The organism is Bradyrhizobium sp. SZCCHNS1022, assembly GCF_032484835.1.
In the GTDB taxonomy this organism is placed as follows: Bacteria; Pseudomonadota; Alphaproteobacteria; order Rhizobiales; family Xanthobacteraceae; genus Bradyrhizobium.
In genome coordinates, this window is the sequence record NZ_JAUETT010000001.1 from 208,782 (window position 1) to 228,734 (window position 19,953).

At 63.3% G+C, this 19,953-nt stretch carries 15 protein-coding genes; 10 read left to right on the forward strand and 5 right to left on the reverse strand.

Annotated features, from left to right (window positions below; genetic code table 11):
• Positions 1-11: 11 nt before the first annotated feature.
• The 4 genes from QX071_RS00965 to ugpB form a co-directional block, all read right to left on the reverse strand.
• Positions 12-911 carry an ABC transporter permease gene (locus QX071_RS00965; protein ID WP_315702714.1) on the reverse strand — a complete coding sequence of 300 codons (900 nt, stop codon included), beginning with the start codon at positions 909-911 and terminating at the stop codon, positions 12-14.
• The gene (locus QX071_RS00970) at positions 908-1,921 is read right to left on the reverse strand and encodes an ABC transporter permease (protein ID WP_315702713.1); all 1,014 of its coding nucleotides are present in this window, start codon (positions 1,919-1,921) and stop codon (positions 908-910) included. Before QX071_RS00970 ends, QX071_RS00965 begins: the two co-directional genes overlap by 4 nt.
• A 196-nt stretch (positions 1,922-2,117) precedes the next feature.
• Complete coding sequence (locus tag QX071_RS00975) at positions 2,118-3,740, reverse strand: ABC transporter substrate-binding protein (protein ID WP_315702712.1); 1,623 nt, start codon at positions 3,738-3,740, stop codon at positions 2,118-2,120.
• 490 nt (positions 3,741-4,230) lie between these two features.
• The gene (gene ugpB / locus QX071_RS00980; protein WP_409977477.1) at positions 4,231-5,544 is read right to left on the reverse strand and encodes a sn-glycerol-3-phosphate ABC transporter substrate-binding protein UgpB; all 1,314 of its coding nucleotides are present in this window, start codon (positions 5,542-5,544) and stop codon (positions 4,231-4,233) included.
• Positions 5,545-6,088: 544 nt separating this feature from the next.
• Between ugpB and QX071_RS00985 the strand changes: the two genes are divergently transcribed.
• The 10 genes from QX071_RS00985 to QX071_RS01030 all read left to right on the forward strand — a co-directional run bounded on the left by QX071_RS00985 (position 6,089) and on the right by QX071_RS01030 (position 18,532).
• Positions 6,089-8,089: an ATP-binding protein gene (locus QX071_RS00985; RefSeq protein WP_315744246.1), complete on the forward strand. Its 2,001-nt coding sequence runs from the start codon at positions 6,089-6,091 to the stop codon at positions 8,087-8,089.
• On the forward strand, positions 8,059-9,804 hold the full coding sequence (locus tag QX071_RS00990; protein ID WP_315702711.1) for a DUF3369 domain-containing protein: 1,746 nt from the start codon (positions 8,059-8,061) through the stop codon (positions 9,802-9,804). The genes QX071_RS00985 and QX071_RS00990 overlap by 31 nt, the downstream gene beginning before the upstream one ends.
• Complete coding sequence (locus tag QX071_RS00995; RefSeq protein WP_315702710.1) at positions 9,801-10,538, forward strand: response regulator; 738 nt, start codon at positions 9,801-9,803, stop codon at positions 10,536-10,538. The genes QX071_RS00990 and QX071_RS00995 overlap by 4 nt, the downstream gene beginning before the upstream one ends.
• A 222-nt stretch (positions 10,539-10,760) precedes the next feature.
• Positions 10,761-11,372, forward strand: coding sequence for a sigma-70 family RNA polymerase sigma factor (locus QX071_RS01000; RefSeq protein WP_315702709.1), 612 nt, complete (start codon positions 10,761-10,763; stop codon positions 11,370-11,372).
• A gap of 462 nt (positions 11,373-11,834) precedes the next feature.
• On the forward strand, positions 11,835-13,241 hold the full coding sequence (locus QX071_RS01005; protein WP_315702708.1) for a cytochrome ubiquinol oxidase subunit I: 1,407 nt from the start codon (positions 11,835-11,837) through the stop codon (positions 13,239-13,241).
• Complete coding sequence (cydB, locus tag QX071_RS01010) at positions 13,238-14,248, forward strand: cytochrome d ubiquinol oxidase subunit II (protein ID WP_315702707.1); 1,011 nt, start codon at positions 13,238-13,240, stop codon at positions 14,246-14,248. The genes QX071_RS01005 and cydB overlap by 4 nt, the downstream gene beginning before the upstream one ends.
• Positions 14,248-14,376, forward strand: coding sequence for a DUF2474 domain-containing protein (locus QX071_RS01015; protein WP_315702706.1), 129 nt, complete (start codon positions 14,248-14,250; stop codon positions 14,374-14,376). Before cydB ends, QX071_RS01015 begins: the two co-directional genes overlap by 1 nt.
• Before the next feature lie 103 nt (positions 14,377-14,479).
• Positions 14,480-15,076, forward strand: a complete 597-nt coding sequence (locus tag QX071_RS01020) for a L,D-transpeptidase (protein ID WP_315702705.1) — start codon at positions 14,480-14,482, stop codon at positions 15,074-15,076.
• Positions 15,077-15,139: 63 nt separating this feature from the next.
• Positions 15,140-16,177 carry an amino acid ABC transporter substrate-binding protein gene (locus tag QX071_RS01025; RefSeq protein ID WP_315703169.1) on the forward strand — a complete coding sequence of 346 codons (1,038 nt, stop codon included), beginning with the start codon at positions 15,140-15,142 and terminating at the stop codon, positions 16,175-16,177.
• 870 nt (positions 16,178-17,047) lie between these two features.
• A complete protein-coding gene (locus QX071_RS01030; protein ID WP_315744225.1) occupies positions 17,048-18,532 on the forward strand; it encodes an AMP nucleosidase in 1,485 nt (494 codons plus the stop codon).
• A gap of 230 nt (positions 18,533-18,762) precedes the next feature.
• Here the strand turns inward: QX071_RS01030 and QX071_RS01035 are convergent, their stop codons facing one another.
• Positions 18,763-19,902 carry an acyl-CoA dehydrogenase family protein gene (locus QX071_RS01035; RefSeq protein ID WP_315762498.1) on the reverse strand — a complete coding sequence of 380 codons (1,140 nt, stop codon included), beginning with the start codon at positions 19,900-19,902 and terminating at the stop codon, positions 18,763-18,765.
• Between the last annotated feature and the right edge of the window lie 51 nt (positions 19,903-19,953).

The following is a 19,953-nucleotide window of genomic DNA, read 5'->3' on the forward strand; positions in this document are numbered from 1 at the left end:
GAAAAGCTCCTTTACGTCCGCCGCTGCGGATCGACGATATCGCGCAAGCCATCACCGAGCAGGTTGAAGCAGAACACGGCGATCATCAGCGCTAGTCCCGGAAACAGCGCGATCCACCATTCGCCGGAGACCATGAAGGACGCCCCTTCGGCGACCATGATGCCCCACTCCGCCGTCGGCGGCCGCACGCCGAGTCCGATGAAGGAGAGGCCGGCGGCGTTGAGGATGGCGTAGCCCATGGTCAGCGACATCTGCACGATCATGATCGGCATGATGTTGGGCAGGATGTGGCCGAGCAGGATCCGAGCTTCGCTGTTGCCGGACAGCCGCGCCGCCTGCACGAAACCGGCATTGCGGCGGACATTGGCTTCGGCCCGCGCCACGCGGGCATAGAGCGGAAAATTCACGATGGCCGTGGCGATGATGATGTTCTGCACGGTGTTGCCGAGTGCGGCGACGATGCCCATCGCCAGCACGAACAGCGGAAAGGCCATGATGGTGTCGGCAATGCGGCCGACGATGCGGTCGGTCCAACCGCCGAAGAAGCCCGCGGCGACGCCGGCGAGGCCGCCCATGGCGAACACCAGCGCCACCGACGCAACCGCGATGAATGTATCGAGGCGGGTGGCGACCACGACACGGCTGAAGATGTCGCGCCCGAGCTGATCGGTGCCGAACCAATGCGCCGCTGACGGCGGCTTCAACGCGGCCGCGGTGTCGCTGGCGAGCGGATCATAGGGTACCATCCACGGTCCCAGCAGCGCGGAGAGCAGGATCAGAACGAGCAGCGCGAAGGCGAAGGCCGTGACCTTGTTCTCACCGAGCACATAGCGGGCATGCTCAACGAGAGCGATCAGGCCGGAGCCTCGCGATGACGTGACGGGTTCTACCGCAGGCGCGACAGTGCTCATCCTTCCAGCCTCACGCGGGGATCGATGACGCCATAGAGAATGTCGATGATGAGGTTCAGCGCGACATACATGACGGCCATGGTCAGCACGAAGCCCTGCACCGGCGCGAAATCGGAGGCGATCAGCGCCTCGACCGCGTAGGAGCCGATGCCGGGCCATGCGAACACCTTCTCGACCAGCACGTTGGCGCCGAGCAGGAAGGAGAACACCATCGACAGCGTCGTGATCACCGGCAGCATGGCGTTCCGAAAGGCGTAAGTTATGGTCACGGTCGACGGGGAGAGGCCGGAAGCGCGCGCGGTGCGGACGAATTCGGATGCCAGCACGGACAGCATCGAGGCCCGGGTCATGCGCGCGATCGGCGCCAGCGAGAAGATGGCAAGCGTGGCCGCCGGCAAGATCAGCTGGCTGAACGCCGAGCGGAACGCCTCGAAGGCGCCCGCAAGCAGCGTGTCAATCAGGTAGAAGCCGGTCACCGTTGGCGGCGCACTGGTGAACACATCAAGCCGGCCCAGCGGCGCCGGCGACCAGCCGAGCCGGAAATAGAACACATAGACCAGAACGAGTCCGGTGAAGAACACCGGCAGCGACACGCCGGCCGTGGTGACGATGCGGCAGAGATGATCGATCCACGAGCCCGGCCGCGTCGCGGCGAGCACACCGAGCGGCAGCGCGATCAGGATCGAGATGAACAGGCCGAGCAGCGTGAGCTCGGCGGAGGCCGGCAAGCGGTTGCGGATCTCGGTCGCGACCGGCTGGCCCGTGGTCAGCGAGTTGCCGAGGTCGCCATGCGCGAGGTCGGCGGTATAACGAAAGAACTGCTCGACCAGCGGCTTGTCGAAGCCGAGCTTCTTACGGATCTGCTCGACTGCTTCCTTGGTCGCGGCAGGACCGGCGAAATAGGCGGCGGGATCGCCCGGCAAGGCGCGCGTCAGCAGGAAGGTGACGACGACGACGCCGATCAGCGAGGGGATCGCAAACGCGAGGCGCTTGGCGATGAGCGTCAGCATGCGAGCAGCCTTGCCAATGGTGCGGTCGGTGGTGAAGCCACCCGCGGTCGGCTCCCTCCCCCCTTGTGGGGGAGGGCTGGGGTGGAGGGTGAGCCGCGACGGCGGTGCGTGTGGCTACCCCCCTCCCTGCCCCGCCCCCACAAGGGGGAAGGGAATGAGAGAACCCGACTCTGAGCCTCAAGGCAGCTCACATCACTCACCCCTTCACCAGGGCGCGATAGTCGAGCCGGCGGTGGAACCAATACTGATAACCAGACACGTTCTTCTGCATCGCGACGTTGACATAGGGCTGATAGAGCGGGATGCGCGGAATGTCGGCGAAGGCGAGATTGACAAAGCCTTTCACGTCGGCATCGTATTTGATCTTGTCGCCGATCGCGGCAGCATCGCGGGCGCCGTCAATGAACTTGTCCATGACGGGCGACTTGTAGCTCATCGTGTTGAACACGGAATTGTTGCCGTGATAGCACCAATAGAAGAAGTATTCGGGGTAATCGAGCCAGCCCGAGAAGATATTGGTGAAAAGCGGCATCTCCTTCTTGTTCAATTCGGTGCGCCAATTGGCACCGGGCACCTTGTTGATCGTGGTCTTGATGCCGAGCTGAGCAAGGCTCTCCTGCACCAGCACACAGAGCGGCTCATTGACCTGGGCAAAGTTGAGATCGAACGACAGCGTGGTCTCGAAGCCGTTGGCATATCCAGCCTCCGCGAGCAGCGCCTTGGCCTTTTCCATGTCGGTGACGTATTTGGTGGCCTGCGGCCAGGCGACCTCGGTCGGCTTGTCGGCTGCCGCGCCGAACATCGGATTGGCGAGACCGAACATCACGGCGTCCATGATCTTCTGATACGGCATCGCATAGGCGAGCGCCTGCCGCACCTTCGGATTGTCGAACGGCGGCTTGGTCACGTTCATGCCGATATATTGGATGCCGTTGGAGATCGGCAGCGACACCACGTTGAGCTTGCCGTTCGCCTTCATCTCCTGGAAGTCCTTGTTGGGCAGCTCATAGGAGATGTCCGCGTCGCCGCGTTCCAGCAGCGCGCGGCGGTTGCCCGCCTGCGGCACCATGCGCCAGATCACGCGCTTGATCTTCGGCAGCGGCCCTGAGGCCCATTCGTCGTTCCGCTCCATGACGACTTCGGTGCCCGCAGTCCATTTGGTCACCTTGTAGGCGCCGGAGCCTGCAGTCTGCTGCTTGGTGAATTCGAGGCCCCAGGGGTCCTTTTCGGAGGCGTTCTTCTTCACGAGCTCCGAATTGACGATGCAGGGCACGATCACGGCGAGATCGGGAATCGTCAGCCGATCCTTCTTGAGGAAATCGATGCGCACCGTGTGGTCGTCGACGACGACAAACTGCTCCGGCTTGGTCAGCGAGCCCGCGCTCATCTGGAAGGTCGGAAAGCCGCCAACGCTCACCGCCCGGTCGAGCGACCATTTGACGTCCTTGGCCGTCACCGGTGCGCCGTCGTGAAACTTGGCATTCTTGCGCAGCTTGAACGTCACCGACATGTCGCCGAGGTTCATGTCCTCCGCGAGCTCGGGCTTGAACTTGTCGCGGTCGTAGTAAGGCACACCGCCCGGACCGCTTTTCATCTCGTGGCTGATCAGTCGGTCGTAGCAATTCCATGACACCTCATAGCCTGGGACGTTGGTCCCGACTCCGTGGATGTCGAGATTGTTCGGCCCGCCCTCGGACACGATCAGAAGCGTCTCGGACCGGGCATCGGCCTTCGCCGATGAGATCACACTGGGTGCAACGGGCAGCACCGCCCCTGCGGCCAGTCCGGAAACCGATTTCAAGAAATCGCGACGCTTCATGCAAATGCTCCGTCAGAAACGAGTCTTGAGGGAACGTTCGCAAGCTTCGTGCCAGCGGCGCTCACCGGCACAACCATTTGGAATTATTAGATAATGGGCGAATTGTCGCAGCCGTCGAGTCGGCGATTGCATACAATCATGCTATTTTGCTCATTCCTTGAGCGAAGATGTTGGGCGATCGCAATTGAGCACCCGGATCCGGCCAGAGCTCCTGAACCTCGTCCAGACTGCTCACCCCTAAAGGCCAGCCGTCGATACGCGACGCATCGATGGGAAGAGTTTCAGGATCAGCTGGTCCCTATCCGGACCAGCCGATTGGTTTCACCCACAAACGGCGCCGGCTCGAAGCTTGAACAGCCATGGTTGCTCGCGGTGTCCCGCGCCAAACGCAGCCAGAACTGCAGAAACGCGCGAAAGCTGCGAAATGACTTCGCGCTCGTCAGTTCGGATGTCGGGATCATCTTGCCGCCATTCTGCGGCGGCGAATTAGCTAGCGGTCTGGGCTTGCGCGCTCGAACTGCCGGAGCAGCTTATTGCCCCGCTCCACTGCGGCATCAAGGGCCGCCTCAGGTGATTTCCGTCCGCTCACGGCCTGTTCCAGCTCGTCCTCGATCGCATCGCGGATCAGCACGAAAGAGCCGAGCCGCAAGCCGCGTGAGTTTTCCGTTGGCGGATGCAGAGTGACCTGCTCGATCGAAATCGCGGTGCCCGGGTTGCGGTCGTAGAATCCTTGCGCCCTGGTGAGGTCGAAGGCGGCCTGGGTGATCGGAAGATAACCGGTGTTCTGATGCCAGGACGCCTGGACCTCGGGCTTTGACAGGAAGCTGAAGAATTTGGCTACCCCCTTGTACTCGGCGCTTGGGCGACCGCGGAGCACCCAGAGCGTCGCACCTCCGATAATCGAATTCTGCGGCGCCCCGGCAACATCCGGCCAGTACGGCATCATGCCGTAGCCGACCTCGAATTTGGAGTTGGCCCTGATGTCGGCCCGCGTCGCCGACGATCCGATGAAGATGCCGCACTCCCCCTTCTGAAAGCGCGGCTCGGCGGCCTGGCCGCGACCGCTATAATCGAACACTTTCATGGACTGCCACTTCGCCATTTGAGCGACGTGGCGGATCAAGACCGGATTGTTGAAGGTCAGGACGGCGTCGAGTCCGCCGAAACCGTTGCGGCGCGTCGCAAGCGGCAGGTTGTGAAAGGCGGAGAGATTCTCAACATGGATCCAGGAGGGCCACGACGTCGTGAAGCCGCAGAGGGCTCCATTGTCGCGCAGGCGCTTCGCGGCCAGGCCGAGCTCAGGCCAAGTCCTAGGCGCAGCATCCGGATTGAGCCCAGCGCGGCGGAACATGTCCTTGTTGTAGTACAAGATCGGGGTCGATGCGTTGAACGGAAACGACAGCAGATTGCCGTCGATATCGGCGTAATAGCCGGTCACCGCAGGCAGGTAGGCCGAGGACGAGAAACTCTCCTGTTCATCGCGCATCAGTTCGAAGACGGGGTAGATTGCGCCTTTGGCTGCCGTCATGGTCGCGGTGGCGATCTCGTTGACCTGCACGATCGCAGGCTGGCTGCGCGAGCGGAATGCGAAAATCGCCGCCGTCACCGTCTCCGTGTAGTTGCCCTTATAGCTCGGCACGATGCGGTAGTCGGTTTGCGAGGCATTGAACTCCGCGGCGAGCTTCTCGACCTGCTTACCGAGTTGGCCCGACATCGCGTGCCACCACATGATATCGGTTGCGGCAAAAGCGGGGGCACCCCAGCAACTCGCAGCGGCGACGAGGCCGATCCAGAAAGGACGCAAACTGAGGGGCACGATACGCTTCCCAATTCAAACTGATGAAATATTGCTCGGCGGAAATGGCGCCCTCACGAAGAGGGAGAGAAGCAACTTCAGGATGAGACAACCATCGAACAAAACGTTGACGGACATCGCGATCTCGGCAGAATCGTCTTATAGCACCCGTCAATAAAATACATTGAACCTTTTCGCGCCGGGCTCGACCTCATCTTCAAGGGGACCATGTTGGCTGTGTACCGCGCCTATCATTCGCGGACTTCGACTGTGGGTGCCGCGCCGATACGAGACGGACTCTCGGCCTTGCCACGGCCGGTCCGCGTCCGTCATCTTGCCGGACACCTCAGCATAGTTGCGATGCACAATGTCGGCGATTGCATATCGCGGCGTGAGGTGCCGCTGGGCCAAAATACAACTAGAGCGAGTTATTCGCTCAGGTACGAGGCTAGGTAGCCCCCTCGTGACGAGCACCGACCAGCGAGGTGCCCCGGCCCGGCAAGTCAGCCTGGCAGCCCTCGGTCGCGCCCGGACGGTGCGCCTGCTGCGCGCGGTGCCGATCCGCTGGCGGATCTTGTCCATCGCAGCATTGAATTCTGCTGTCGTCATCGTGCTCGCGGCCCTGATCTGGAACGGCGCATCGGTGCTGGGCTCGGCCTGGGAAGATGTGCGGCAGGTACGGGAATCCGACAAGATCCTCGCGCTTCTTGAGAGCGAAACCAGCCGGCTGCAGAACCTGATTCACCGCTATATCAATCAGCCGAGCCCGGAACTGTTTGCCGAGATCCTGCTGTTGCGCGAGGCCGTTCTCGGCACCCTGACCACGCGCGCATCCACCGATCCGATGCTGTCCGGATCGGTCGAGGAACTGGAACACGTCACGGTCCGCTTCCTTGACGGATTCGGCGAGTTGCGCAGCCTGCAGGCGACCATCTCGAAGACCTATGAAGACGAGGTGCTCGGACCCGCCCGCGAAATGGCCGGGCTCTATTCTGTGATCGAGGGCGCCACCGGCCACCGCGATGCGCAGATCTGGCCGGCGCTCGGCCGGTCGCGCGAAGCCTTTACCGGGATGCTGGTCGCGGCCAACTCCTATTACTTGTCGCTCGCGCCGGCCTCGGCCGAGGACGCCCGCCGCAACACCGAGACGATCGAGAAGACGATCCCGGTGATGTCGAGCCTTGCCGACAACGACCTGCAGCGGATGGCGCTGGAGCGGCTTGCGGCGCGCACCGCCGCACTGCGCGCCGGCTTCTCGAAGCTCTCCGAGCAGCTCACCAACCGGACCGACCTGTTACGCAACACGATCGATGCGAGCCAGGCCGAGACCATCGGCGCCATCGACGATCTGTCGGTGAAGATGCGCCAACGCGAGCAAAAGGCGCAGACCACCTTCGACCACACGCTGGCCGACATTTCGCGCCGGGTGCTCTCGATCGCCGTGATCTTCCTTGGAATCATCCTGTCCGCAGGGGTGCTGATCGCGCTCTCGATCCGGCTTCCGCTGCAGCAGATCATGACCGCCATGCGAGCAATCGCCTCCGGCGATTATGGCCGCGAGGTCCAGGGCACCGAGGCGCGGGACGAGATCGGCGCCATGGCGCGGGCGGTCGAGATCTTCCGCGAAAACGCGATCGCCAAACGCAAGACCGAGGACGAGCTGCGCACATCCAAGGAAAAGGCGGAGAGCGCCCTGCTCGAGCTCAATGCCGCGCAGCGCAACCTGATCGACGCCGAGCGGCTCGCGGCCTTAGGCGGTCTGGTGGCCGGTGTCGCGCACGAGGTGAACAATCCGATCGGCATCAGCCTCACGGTCGCATCGAGCTTTGCGCGCCGCGCCGAGATCTTCGAAGCGGAGCTGAAATCGTCCAATGGGCTGCGTCGCTCGCAGCTGGAGGAGTTCGTGCGCTCCTCGCGCGACGCTTCGCAGCAGCTGGTCGCCAATCTGCAGCGCGCGGGCGAATTGATCCAGTCCTTCAAACAGGTCGCAGTCGACCGCTCGCATGCGGAGCGACGACAGTTCATCCTCGGCGAGGCGACGGACCAGATCATCACCAGCCTGCGGCCAGTGCTGAAACGGGCGCCGATCGAGTTGACCGCGGACGTGCCCGAAGGACTCCTGGTCGACGGCTATCCGGGCTCCTATGGGCAGATTTTGACCAATCTGTTCCTCAATGCGGTCAATCATGCGTTTGCCGACGGCCGCGCTGGCACGATCTCGATCACGGCGCGGCCGCGCGGGCCCGACGACATCGAGATCATCTTCTCCGATAGCGGTGCCGGCATGACACCCGAAGTGCAGCGCCAAGCCTTCGATCCGTTCTTCACGACCCGCCGCAATGAGGGCGGCACCGGACTTGGATTGCATATCGTCTATAATCTTGTAACCCAGCAGCTCGGCGGCCGCATGATGCTGGAGTCGAGGCTGGGACAAGGCACCACTTTTCGCATTATCATGCCACGGGTCGCCCGAGGTTCTAAAGAATTGGGCGGCTCTGAAACCGCAGGGGACGGAACGACGCAATGGCCGAACAGGACGATGTCCTCCACCTGATCGACGACACCGGCATCGTCGAACACGATCATTCGGCGCGGAAATGGAAGATCGCCGTCATCGACGACGACCGTGCGGTGCATGAGGGTACGCGCTTTGCGCTCTCCGACTACAGTCTCAACGGCCAAGGCCTTGAGATCCTGTCGGCCTATTCGGCGGCCGAAGGCCGCGCCCTGATGCGCGAGCACCCCGACGTCGCAGCGGTCCTGCTCGACGTCATCATGGAGACGGATGTCGCCGGCCTCGAGCTCGTGGAGTATATCCGCAACGAGATCAAGAACGAGACCGTGCGCATCATCCTGCGCACCGGACAGCCTGGCCAAGCGCCGGAGCGGCGGGTCATCGTTCAGTACGATATCAACGACTACAAGGCGAAGACCGAGCTCACCGCCGACAAATTGTTCACCTCGCTGACCGCCGCGCTGCGCAGCTATCAGCAGCTCGAGCGCATGGTGCAGACCCGGCGCGGCCTCGAGATCATCATCGATGCCGCCTCGACGCTCTACGATTTCAAGTCGATGCAGCGGCTCGCCGAAGGCGTGCTGACCCAGATCGCCTCGCTGCTCAATGTCGACTGCGCCGGAATTCTGGTGTTGCGGGACGACGGCAGCCAAACGGAAGATTTTTCCGTGCTGGCGGGCTCCGGATGCTACAGCCGCTTCACGGGCACGCCCAGCTCGAAATCGCTCGACCCGGACCTGCGCGACATGGTGGAGGCCGCCTTCAAGCAGCGCGTGAACGAATTCGCTGACCAGCGCACCGTGCTCTATGTTCGCACCGGAAGCGGCCGCGAGGTGGTCGTGCTGCTGCAGGCCGAACGGCCGCTCTCCGAGACCGACCGCTCGCTGGTCGAGATCTTCTCCAGCCGGTTGTCCATCGCCTTCGACAACGTGATCCTGTACCAGCAGCTGCAAGAGGCCAACACCCAGCTCGAAGACCGCGTCGCGCAGCGGACCCGCGCGCTGATGCAGGCGAACCGCAGGCTGTCGGCGCAATGGCTTCGCCTGCAGCGCGCCAACGGATTCAAGAACGAGATTCTCGGCACCGTCGCTCACGATTTGAAGAATCCGCTCAGCGTGATCCTGGGCCGCACCGAAATGCTCACGGAGTTGATCGCGACCGGTGCATCCAGGGACGGCATCACCTCGCAGGTCGAGCACATCCGCGACGCCGCCAGGCGACTGACTTCGATGGTCGATCATCTGATTTCCGATGCCATGGCGGACGCCTTCGACATCACGATCCGTCGCGAGCCGGTCGATATCGCCGCCCTTGTCCACGAGGTCGTCGAGGCAAACCAGCCGCTGGCGCACAACAAGCAGCAGATCATCTCGGTATCGGCGCCGCCGCATCTGGTGACGATGTGCGACGCGGATCGCATCCGCGAGGCGATCGACAATTTGCTCAGCAACGCCATCAAATACAGCCCGATCGGCGGCCGGATTGCGGTCGAGGTCGCCGGCGACGAGGACAATGTGACGCTCGGCGTGAGCGACCAAGGCGCGGGTCTGTCGCCTGAGGACCTCGGGCGACTGTTCGGCCGGTTCCAGCGGCTATCGGCCAAGCCCACCGCCGGAGAGAGCTCGACCGGGCTCGGCCTCTCGATTGTCAAGCGTATCATCGATATGCATGGCGGCGAGGTGACTGCTAAAAGCGATGGTCCCGGCCAGGGATCGACCTTCACCATCAGCCTCCCGACCACCGAACCGTCATGAGCCAGAACCAGCACATCATCATCGTCGACGACGAGGCACCGGCCCGCGAAATGGTCGGCGATTATCTCAAGATGCACGGCTTCACCGTGACCTTGTGCGACGGCGGCAAAAGCCTGCGCAGCGCGATCGATTCCGGCCCTGCCGACCTCGTCGTGCTCGACCTCAATATGCCCGAGGAGGATGGGCTTTCGATCATCCGCGACCTCAAGAACCGGACCAACATCCCGGTCATCATGCTGACGGCGACTGCAAGCCCGATCGATCGCGTCGTCGGTCTCGAGCTCGGCGCGGATGACTATGTCGCCAAGCCCTGCGAGCTGCGCGAACTGATGGCCCGGATCCGCTCCGTGCTGCGGCGGAGCACGCCGGCGAAAGCGGCGCCGGCCGCACCCGCCCCCGTGGCCGCAAAGCAGGACCAATTGATCCGTTTCGGCACGAAATGGCTCGATCTCGACGCGCAGGCGTTGCGCGACGACGAAGGCAACGAGCATCCGCTTACCGCGTCCGAGTTCGGTCTCCTCAAGGTGTTTGCGGCCAATCCGAAACGGGTGCTGTCGCGGGAACGGCTGCTGGAGCTTGCCAACGCCCGCGATGCCGAGGCGTTCGATCGCGCGGTCGATCTGCGCATCATGCGAATCCGCCGTAAGATCGAGCCGGATCCGGCCAAACCGGCCGTCATCCGCACCGTCCGTGGGGGCGGGTACCTGTTCTCCCCCGCCGGAGAGAAGGCCTGACATCTGCCCTCCCAGCGGTACCGCGGGGTAACGGAATATTCCTTCCTGCGGAAATATCCACAATTTCGCCACAAGTATTTCGCTGCGTTTCTTCCGACGAAACAATTCCGCTGACCCACGAAACCATTTTCCCGGTTCCGTGCAGACGTCCCGAAACCGGAGTTCATTAACAATCCGCTCCGACGAAACGCCGCAAAGGGGGCGGCGGAACGGGAGAGCGTCATGCAAAACGTCGTTGCCATCAATTCCGCAGCCAGTCAGGGCATCATCGCCGCCCAGACGACCTCGGACGAAATGCTCCTGCAGAGCATTGCCGATGGCGGCCGCACCGCGATGCAGATTCTGTATTCGCGGCATAATGTGCGGGTCTATCGCTTCATCCTGCGGATCGTGCGCGACACCACGATTGCGGAAGACCTTGTCAGCCAGGTGTTCCTGGACGTTTGGCGGACCGCCAAGCAGTTCGAAGGCCGCTCGCAGGTCTCGACCTGGCTGTTGTCGATCGCACGCTTCAAGGCGCTGACCGCGCTGCGCCAGCGCCGTTTCGAGGATATCGATCAGGAAGAGGTGCTGGAGATCGCCGACGGATCCGACACGCCGGAAACGTCGTTGGATCGCGCCACAACCAACGCCATCTTGCGCGCCTGTGTCGCAAAATTGTCGCCCGCTCACCGCGAGATCATCAATCTCGTCTACTATCATGAGAAGTCGGTTGAGGAGGTCGGACAGATCATCGGCATTCCGCAAAGCACGGTGAAGACCCGGATGTTCTATGCGCGCAAGCAGCTCGCCGGTTTGTTGCGAGGCGCGGGCGTGAACAGCCTCGCGGCTTGACTGACGGACAAATAGTAAAAAGTCTTCGTATCCAAGAGTTTGTCGGGACGATGCCCCGGCGAGGTTTGCCGGAATGGCGCCGAATGAAACAATTGAAACGATCGGCGAAATCACCCGGAAAAGGTCTGTTGCTAGACATTCGATCGCCGACCGGAGCTCAGTCCCCCAGCTGGCTTCGGTCCTGAGACGAGCAAGTTCTTCATCTGACGAACTGAAGCTTCCAAGTTGCCCGACGGCCCGGAGGATGCCCCCCTCCGGGCCGTAGTCTTTTGCAAGGCCGGCGCGGACACAGCGCCATTTGGGGGCGAAATGCCACCGCGCTCCAGGCTTTTGATCGGGCGCGGTCTTTCCCGGACCACGCCGTGAGGCAATTTGGCATTTGATCTTTCCGAGTAACCAGTGCGATTTCTCCGTCACGTGGCGCGTGCTAAAGCAGCTGCGCAGGGCTGACGGACGGTGCGCATGTTCGGTTTGGACGCAGTTGATCTGGCACGGGCGCAATTCGCATTCACGATGACCTTCCACATCGTGTTTCCGGCGTTCTCGATAGGCTTGGCCTCCTACCTCGCCGTGCTCGAAGCGCTGTGGCTCTGGACCGGGCGCGAGGTCTTCATCAACCTCTTCCATTATTGGCTGAAGATCTTCGCGGTCGCCTTCGGCATGGGCGTGGTGTCGGGCATCGTGATGTCCTACCAATTCGGCACCAACTGGTCGGTGTTCTCCGACAAGGTCGGTCCGGTGATCGGCCCCTTGATGGCCTATGAGGTGCTGACCGCCTTCTTCCTCGAGGCCGGCTTCCTCGGCGTCATGCTGTTCGGCCTGAAGCGCGTCGGTCCCCGCCTGCATTTCTTTGCGACGTTGATGGTCGCGGTCGGCACCCTGATCTCCGCATTCTGGATTCTCTCGGCCAATTCCTGGATGCAGACGCCCGCCGGCTACGCCGTCAATGCCGAGGGCCAATTCGTCTCCGTTGATTGGCTGAAGGTGATCTTCAATCCCTCGTTCCCCTATCGCCTGGTCCATATGGTGCTGGCGGCCTATCTGACTACGGCCCTCCTGGTCGGCGCGGTCGGCGCCTTCCATCTGCTGCGCAACGCGCACCTTCCCGGACCGCGCGTGATGTTCTCGATGGCGATGTGGATGGCGACCCTGGTCGCACCCATCCAGATCCTCGCCGGCGACCAGCACGGCCTCAACACGCTTGAGCACCAGCCGGCAAAGATCATGGCGATGGAAGGTCATTTCGAGAGCCACAAGGACGGCGCGCCTCTGTATCTGTTCGGCTGGCCGGATGAGACCGCCGGGAAGCTGGAATACGCCGTCGGCATCCCGAAACTGGGCTCGCTGATCCTGAAACACGCCCCGGACGCGCCCCTCGCCGGCCTGGATACCGTGCCGCGAGAGAATTGGCCGCCGGTCGCGATTCCGTTCTGGACCTTCCGCATCATGGTCGGGCTCGGACTGCTGATGTTCGCGCTCGGCCTCTTCAGCCTGTGGGAGCGCTGGCGCGGCCGGCTGTACCAATCGCCGCTGCTGCATCGCTTCGCGATCGCGATGGGGCCGGCCGGATTCATCGCTGTCATCGCGGGCTGGATGACGACCGAGACCGGCCGCCAGCCCTTCACCGTGTACGGGCTGCTCCGCACCGTCGATGCAGCTTCACCGCTTGCGGCACCTGCGGTGGGCTCGTCCTTGCTCGCCTTCGTCATCGTCTATTTCATCGTCTATGCCGCCGGCATTCTCTATCTACTGCGCCTGATGGCCGAACCGCCGCATCCCGGCGAGCAAGGACCAAGCAGCGAGAGCCCGATCCGCACCGCGGGCATCACGCCGGCGCCCAGCGTGCCGACAGGAGCTGGCGCAAGATGACTGCATCGATCGATCTCGCCACGCTCTGGGCCTTCATCATCGCCTTCGCCGTTTTCGTCTATGTCGTGATGGACGGTTTCGATCTCGGGCTCGGCATCCTGTTTCCGCTGTTTCCGGCGAAACAGGATCGCGATGTCATCACCAACAGCGTCGCACCCGTTTGGGATGGCAACGAGACCTGGCTCGTGCTCGGCGGCGGCGGGCTGATGGCGGCGTTTCCGCTCGCCTACGCCATCCTGCTGCCGGCGCTCTACACGCCCCTGATCGCGATGCTGGTCGGCCTGATCTTCCGCGGGGTCGCCTTCGAATTCCGCTGGCGCACCCGCAACAGCCGCCATCTCTGGGATCTCGCCTTCGCGGGGGGCTCCTGGATCGCGGCCCTGGCGCAGGGCATCGCGCTTGGCGCGATCCTGCAAGGCGTGCATGTCGAACACAGGCAATATGCCGGCGGCTGGTGGGATTGGCTCAGCCCCTTCAGCATCCTGACCGGCGTCTCCCTGGTGATCGGCTATGCGCTGCTCGGTGCCACCTGGCTGATCCTGAAGACCGAGGGCGAGTTGCGCGACAGGGCCTACCGGCTGAGCTGGTATCTGTTGTTTGCGATGCTGATCGCCATCGGTGTGGTCAGCCTCGCCACGCCGCTGCTCACCATTCAATATGCGCAGCGCTGGTTCTCCTGGCCCGCGATCGTGCTCACCGCGCCGGTGCCGCTCGCCGTGATCGCAGTGACAGTGCTGCTGATGAAGAACCTCGCCGAAAAGCGCGATGGCTGGCCGTTCGCGTTGTCGCTGCTGCTCTTCCTGCTGTCCTATGCCGGGCTCGGCATCAGCATGTATCCCTACATCGTGCCGCAAAGCGTCACGATCTGGCAGGCGGCGGCGCCCGAGCGCAGCCAATTGTTCATGCTCGTCGGCGTCGCCGTGCTGATCCCGCTGATTCTCGCCTATACCGGCTGGGCCTATTGGGTGTTTCGCGGCAAGGTCAGGCCCGAGAGCGGCTATCACTGATGCGCTCCTTAAACGGAGAGCCGCCGCTTGCGAAGCGCCTGCTGTGGTTCGCGGCGTTGTGGCTCGCCGGCGTCGGCACTGTCGCAGCCGTCGCATTCGTGCTGCGGCTCTGGCTGAAGCACGCCTGACACGCAGTTCCCCTGGCTTGACTTCCCACCGAATTCGCCGCTTTGATCTGGCGGGTGGTATGGACGGGGCAAGCTTGGCAGGAGCCGTTAGGGAGAGCTTGGAATGGCGGGGTTGCGTCACCTCATCTGCATCACTACGACCGCGATCGCTTTGGCGTTGTCCGCCGCGCAGGCTTGCGCGCAGCAGCCCGAGGATCCCGGCGATCAGCCCGGCCTCGTCGCCGATGACGGCTACGAGCTCGATCCGGAATGGCGCAAGCAGATCGTCTATTACCGCACCACCGAGCCGCCCGGCACCATCATCATCTCCACCACCGAACGTCACCTCTATCTGGTGCAGCCCGGCGGCCGTGCGATCCGCTATGGCATCGGCGTCGGCCGCGACGGCTTTCAGTGGCAAGGCCTTCTGAACGTCACCAAGAAGGCCGAGTGGCCGGACTGGACGCCGCCGCCGGAGATGATCGCGCGCCAACCCTATCTGCCGCGCTTCATGGCCGGCGGCCCCGGCAACCCGCTCGGGGCACGGGCCATGTATCTCGGCACCACGGTCTATCGCATCCACGGCACCAACCAGCCCTGGACCATCGGCACCAAGATTTCCTCCGGCTGCTTCCGCCTCGTCAATACCGACGTCGCCGATCTCTATGATCGCGTGCCGGTCGGCACCAAGGTCGTCGTGCGACAGAAGCCGGAATTGTGACGGCACTGTCGCGCTCTTCATTTCGATCCATCGGTTTCTTCTGACTTTTGCGAGACACGCATGATGCGCACTTTCTGGGGCGGCCTCTTGATCGGGCTCGCTGTCGCTGTTCTCGTCGCGATCTCCGGCATCATTTATGAGTTCTACGACACCCGCACCTTGAAGCGGACCGTGCGTCGCGGCGAGGTGCTGTGCGGCGTCAACGCCGGCCTGCCGGGCTTCTCGATCCCCGACGACAAGGGCAATTGGACCGGGTTCGACGTCGACTTCTGCCGCGCGGTCGCGGCTGCGATCTTCGACGATCCGAACAAGGCGACGTTCGTGCCGCTCGACGCCAATGAGCGCTTCAAGGAGCTGCAGAGCCGCAAGGTCGACATCCTTTCGCGCAACTCGACCTGGAGCATGTCGCGCGAGCAGAACTACGACCTCTATTTCCCTGCGGTCGCCTATTACGACGGCCAGGGCTTCATGGTGCCGCGCTCGCGCAAGATCGAGAATGCGCTGGACCTCTCCGGCAGCAAGGTCTGCGTCCAGGACGCGACCAGCAATGCGCTCAACCTCGCCGACTACTTCCGGACCAACAACATGAAGTACGAGGAGGTAAAGCTCGCCAAGCTCGACGACGTGGTCCAGGCCTATGACAGCGGCAAGTGCGACACCTTCACCGCCGATGTCTCGCAGCTTTATGCGCTGCGGCTGAAACTGTCGAAGCCGAACGACCACGACATCCTGCCGGACGTGATCTCCAAGGAGCCGCTCGCACCCGTGGTGCGCCAGCGCGACGACGACTGGATGATGATCGTCAAGTGGACGCTCTATGCGATGATCAACGCCGAGGAGCTCGGCGTCACTTCCAAGAACATCGACGAGGCCTTGAAGTCGAAGAAGCCGGACGTGATGCGGCTGGTCGGCAACGAAGGCTCGTTCGGCGAGGATCTCGGCCTCACCAAGGACTGGGCGGTGCGCATCATCCGGCATGTCGGCAATTATGGCGAGGTCTATGAGCGCAACATCGGCAGCCGATCCAGCCTGAAGATTCCGCGTGGCATGAACGAGCTCTGGAACGCCGGCGGCATTCAATATGCGCCGCCGATCCGGTGAGGCGAAGGACGGCGCGGACACAATCCCTCCACCGTCATTCCGGGGCGCCCGAAGGGCGAGCCCGGAATCCATACTCCGGATCGTGGTTATGGATTCCGGGTTCGCGACTTCGTCGCGCCCCGGAATGACAAGCTGAGGGTTCGTAGCCTCTCTCACGACTTCAACGCTGGAACAACGAGATATGCGTCCGCATTCTCGCGGCGCATAGCGTCCGAGCTGTGCAAATTCATCGCCCTTTCGAGATAGAGAGGGCGCAGGGAAGGCCGGACCTCGACTGAGGCCCGTGGCCCGCCTGCTCAAAAAAATGCAGGCGGCAGGTACCACAGGATCAGCCGGACGACCCGGCCTTCCCTGCGCAATGGTTTTAACGGCTGCTTCGCGATCTCCCCGGTGCGCCGGGCTTTCTGGCCACCGTTTGCGCATGATGCTGTCGCATCAGCGCGACCTCAGCGTCGGGAGGTCAGGACCACGCGACTTGACCGTCCGCATCGAAGTCGTTCGTCAGCTTCGCAAACGCAAAGCCCGACACCGATGCGTCCACCGCTCCCCGCTGCTACGCTTCGTGACGATCGGCCGAAACGCCCCTCTTCATCGCGAACGGGATGGCCGAGATCATCCTTGTGATTTGCCCGACACGGCAAGGCCGCATGCCTGCGGCAGATTGGCACGACAGGCAATTTGCGCATGACGGCGCTGCGCGAAATGCCCGTCGGACATCTGACGAGCACGTCATTCCGTGGCGCTCGGAGGGCGACCAGATCCTTGAAGCTGCGGTTCGGGCCGAGCAAATGCTTCGTAGATGTGCTATGCTGTCTCGATGACCAGGCAGATCGCTTCAGGCGATCCGCGTTCCACAAGCGTGTTTCCGCGATGACCATACAGACACCGCAGCCGATCGCGACCGAAGCGTTCACCGACGCCGATGCGGCCGTTGCCCGGCTCGAAGAGATCTACGCGCGCCACACCGAGTTCCTGCGCGACCGTTTCGAAGCCTATGCCAACGGCCAGGTGTTCGCCACGCGCGTCCGCGCCCATTATCCGTTCGTGCGCATCACCACCACTACGCATGCACGGCTGGATTCGCGGCTGTCCTACGGGTTCGTCGCCCGCCCGGGCGTGCACGAAACCAGCATCACCCGCCCCGACGTCTTCCGGCTGTATCTCACAGAGCAGATCCGGCTATTGATCGAGAATCACGGACTGCCGGTCGAGGTCGGCGTCTCCAACGAGCCGATCCCGCTTCACTTCGCCTACCGGCGCGACATCAATGTCGAGGGGACGCTGGCGAGCGCCGACAGTCCTCTGCTGATGCGGTCGCTACGCGACGTGTTCGATACGCCCAATCTCGCCGCGATGGACGATGCCATCGCCGACGGCACGCTGGAGCTGAGGCCCGGCGACCCCGAGCCGCTGTCGCTGTTCCGGGCGGCGCGCGTCGATTACTCGCTGCGGCGGCTTTATCACTACACCGGGACCGATCCGGAGCACTTCCAGAATTTCGTGATCTTCACCAACTACCAGTTCTATGTCGATGCGTTCGCGCAGGCCTGCCAGCAGCGTCTTGCCGCGGGCGAAGCTGGCCCCGACAGCTTCGTCGCACCGGGCAATGTGATCACGCGCAACCAGCGCCTGGGCGGCGGCACGACCGGCACGGCGCCCGAGCGCATGCCGCAGATGCCGGCCTACCATCTGGTCGAGCCGGGCTATCGAGGCATCACCCTGATCAATATCGGCACCGGTCCGTCGAACGCGCGCAACGTGACCGACCATGTCGCTGTGCTGCGACCGCATGCCTGGCTGATGCTCGGGCATTGCGCCGGCCTGCGCAACTCGCAGCGGCTCGGCGACTATGTGCTCGCGCACGGCTACGTTCGCGAGGACCATGTGCTCGATCACGAACTGCCGACATCCGTGCCGATCCCCGCGCTCGCCGAGATGCAGGTCGCGCTGGAGGCGGCCGTCGCCGACATCACGGGACTGTCGGGTTTCGAGCTCAAGCGGGTGATGCGCACCGGCACCGTTGCCTCTGTCGACAACCGGAACTGGGAGATCAGTGGCCCCGAGGTGATTCGCCGGCTGTCGCAATCGCGCGCCGTCGCGCTCGACATGGAATCAGCGGCGATCGCGGCCAATGGCTATCGCTTCCGCGTGCCCTATGGCACGCTGCTATGCGTGTCCGACAAGCCGCTGCATGGCGAGATCAAGCTCGCCGGCATGGCCAATGAGTTCTATCGCCAGCGCGTCGGCCAGCATCTGCAGATCGGGCTGAAGGCGCTCGACACGCTCAAGCAGGAGGAATCCGAGCGGCTGCATTCGCGCAAATTGCGCAGCTTCGCGGAAGTGGCGTTTCAATAGGTTGATGTTGGAACAAGATTCGTGGCCGACGGTGGCACAGGGTGCCGCTGTGATGATCCGTCTGGCTCCGCAAACTCGCGGTCGTCCCTGCGAACGCAGGGATAACCACCGTAATCAGCGGTAGGACGAGATGTGGCCCCAGCCCTGCACAATACCGGTAACGGTGGATATGGGTCCCGGGTCTGCGCTTCGCTTGCCCGGGACGACAGCTGTGGGTCGAATTCTATGGCCTAATACCCGCGCAGGCACGCCAGCTGGTCGGCGTGGTAGTTCGAATCCCCGAACAGCTCCTCGCAGACGCGGGCGCGCTTCATGAAGAAGCCGATGTCGAACTGGTCGGTCATGCCCATGCCGCCATGCATCTGCACGCCTTCCTGCACCGCACGGGTTGCGGTGGCTCCTGCCCGCGCCTTGGCGACTGCCACCAGCGCAGCGGCATCGGCCGGGTCGGAATCGAGCGTCTGCAGCGCCTTCAGCACCGCGGCGCGGGTGATCTCGATCTCGATGTAGAGCTGGGCGGCGCGGTGCTGCAGCGCCTGGAATTCGCCGATCAGCTTGCCGAACTGCTTGCGCTCCTTGAGGTAGGCCACGGTGCGGCCGAACACCTCTTCGCTGAGGCCGACCATCTCGGAGGCGACCGCGCCGCGCCCGAGACCGAGCACGCCATCGAGAATTGCAGAGGCGCCATCGATCTCGCCGAGCACATGGTCGGCATCCACCTCGACATGATCGAATGTGATCCGCGCCGCATTGTGCGCGTCCACCATCACCGTGCGCTCGATCGCGACGCCCTTGGCCTTGGGATCGACCAGGAACAGGCTCAGCCCATCGCGCTCGCCGGGCGCGCCGGCGCTGCGCGCCGCGACGATCAGGAGGTCGGCGACGTGACCATCGACCACCATCGCCTTGGCGCCAGTGAGCCTGAAGCCGTTGCCGGATCGCGCGGCCTGCATCGCGGTATGCAGCGGCCGATGCTTGGCGCCTTCGTCGAGCGCTAGCGCTGCGAGCAAAGAGCCGTCCGCGATCTTCGGCAGATACTCCGCCTTCTGCGCAGCGCTGCCGGCACGCGTCAGCGCGGAGGCCGCGAGCACCGCTGTCGACAAGAAGGGCGAGGGCATCAAGGTGCGGCCGATCTCTTCCATGACAACGCCGGCCTCGACCGCATTCAGGCCGCTGCCACCGTGCTCCTCCGGCACCAGCAGGCCGGCAAAGCCCATTTCGGCGAAGCTCGCCCAGAGCTCGCGTGAGAAGCCGGTCTCGTCGCGGCTGTCGCGCAAGTGCCGCAGATGCGCCACCGGCGCCTTGTCGCTGATCAGCCCGCGCGCACTGTCGCGCAGCATGGATTGTTCTTCGGTGAGGAGGAGGGGCATGGGTAATCCGTTCGAAAAATCGCTGTCAGTGTTAGAGGCGTCATTCCGGGG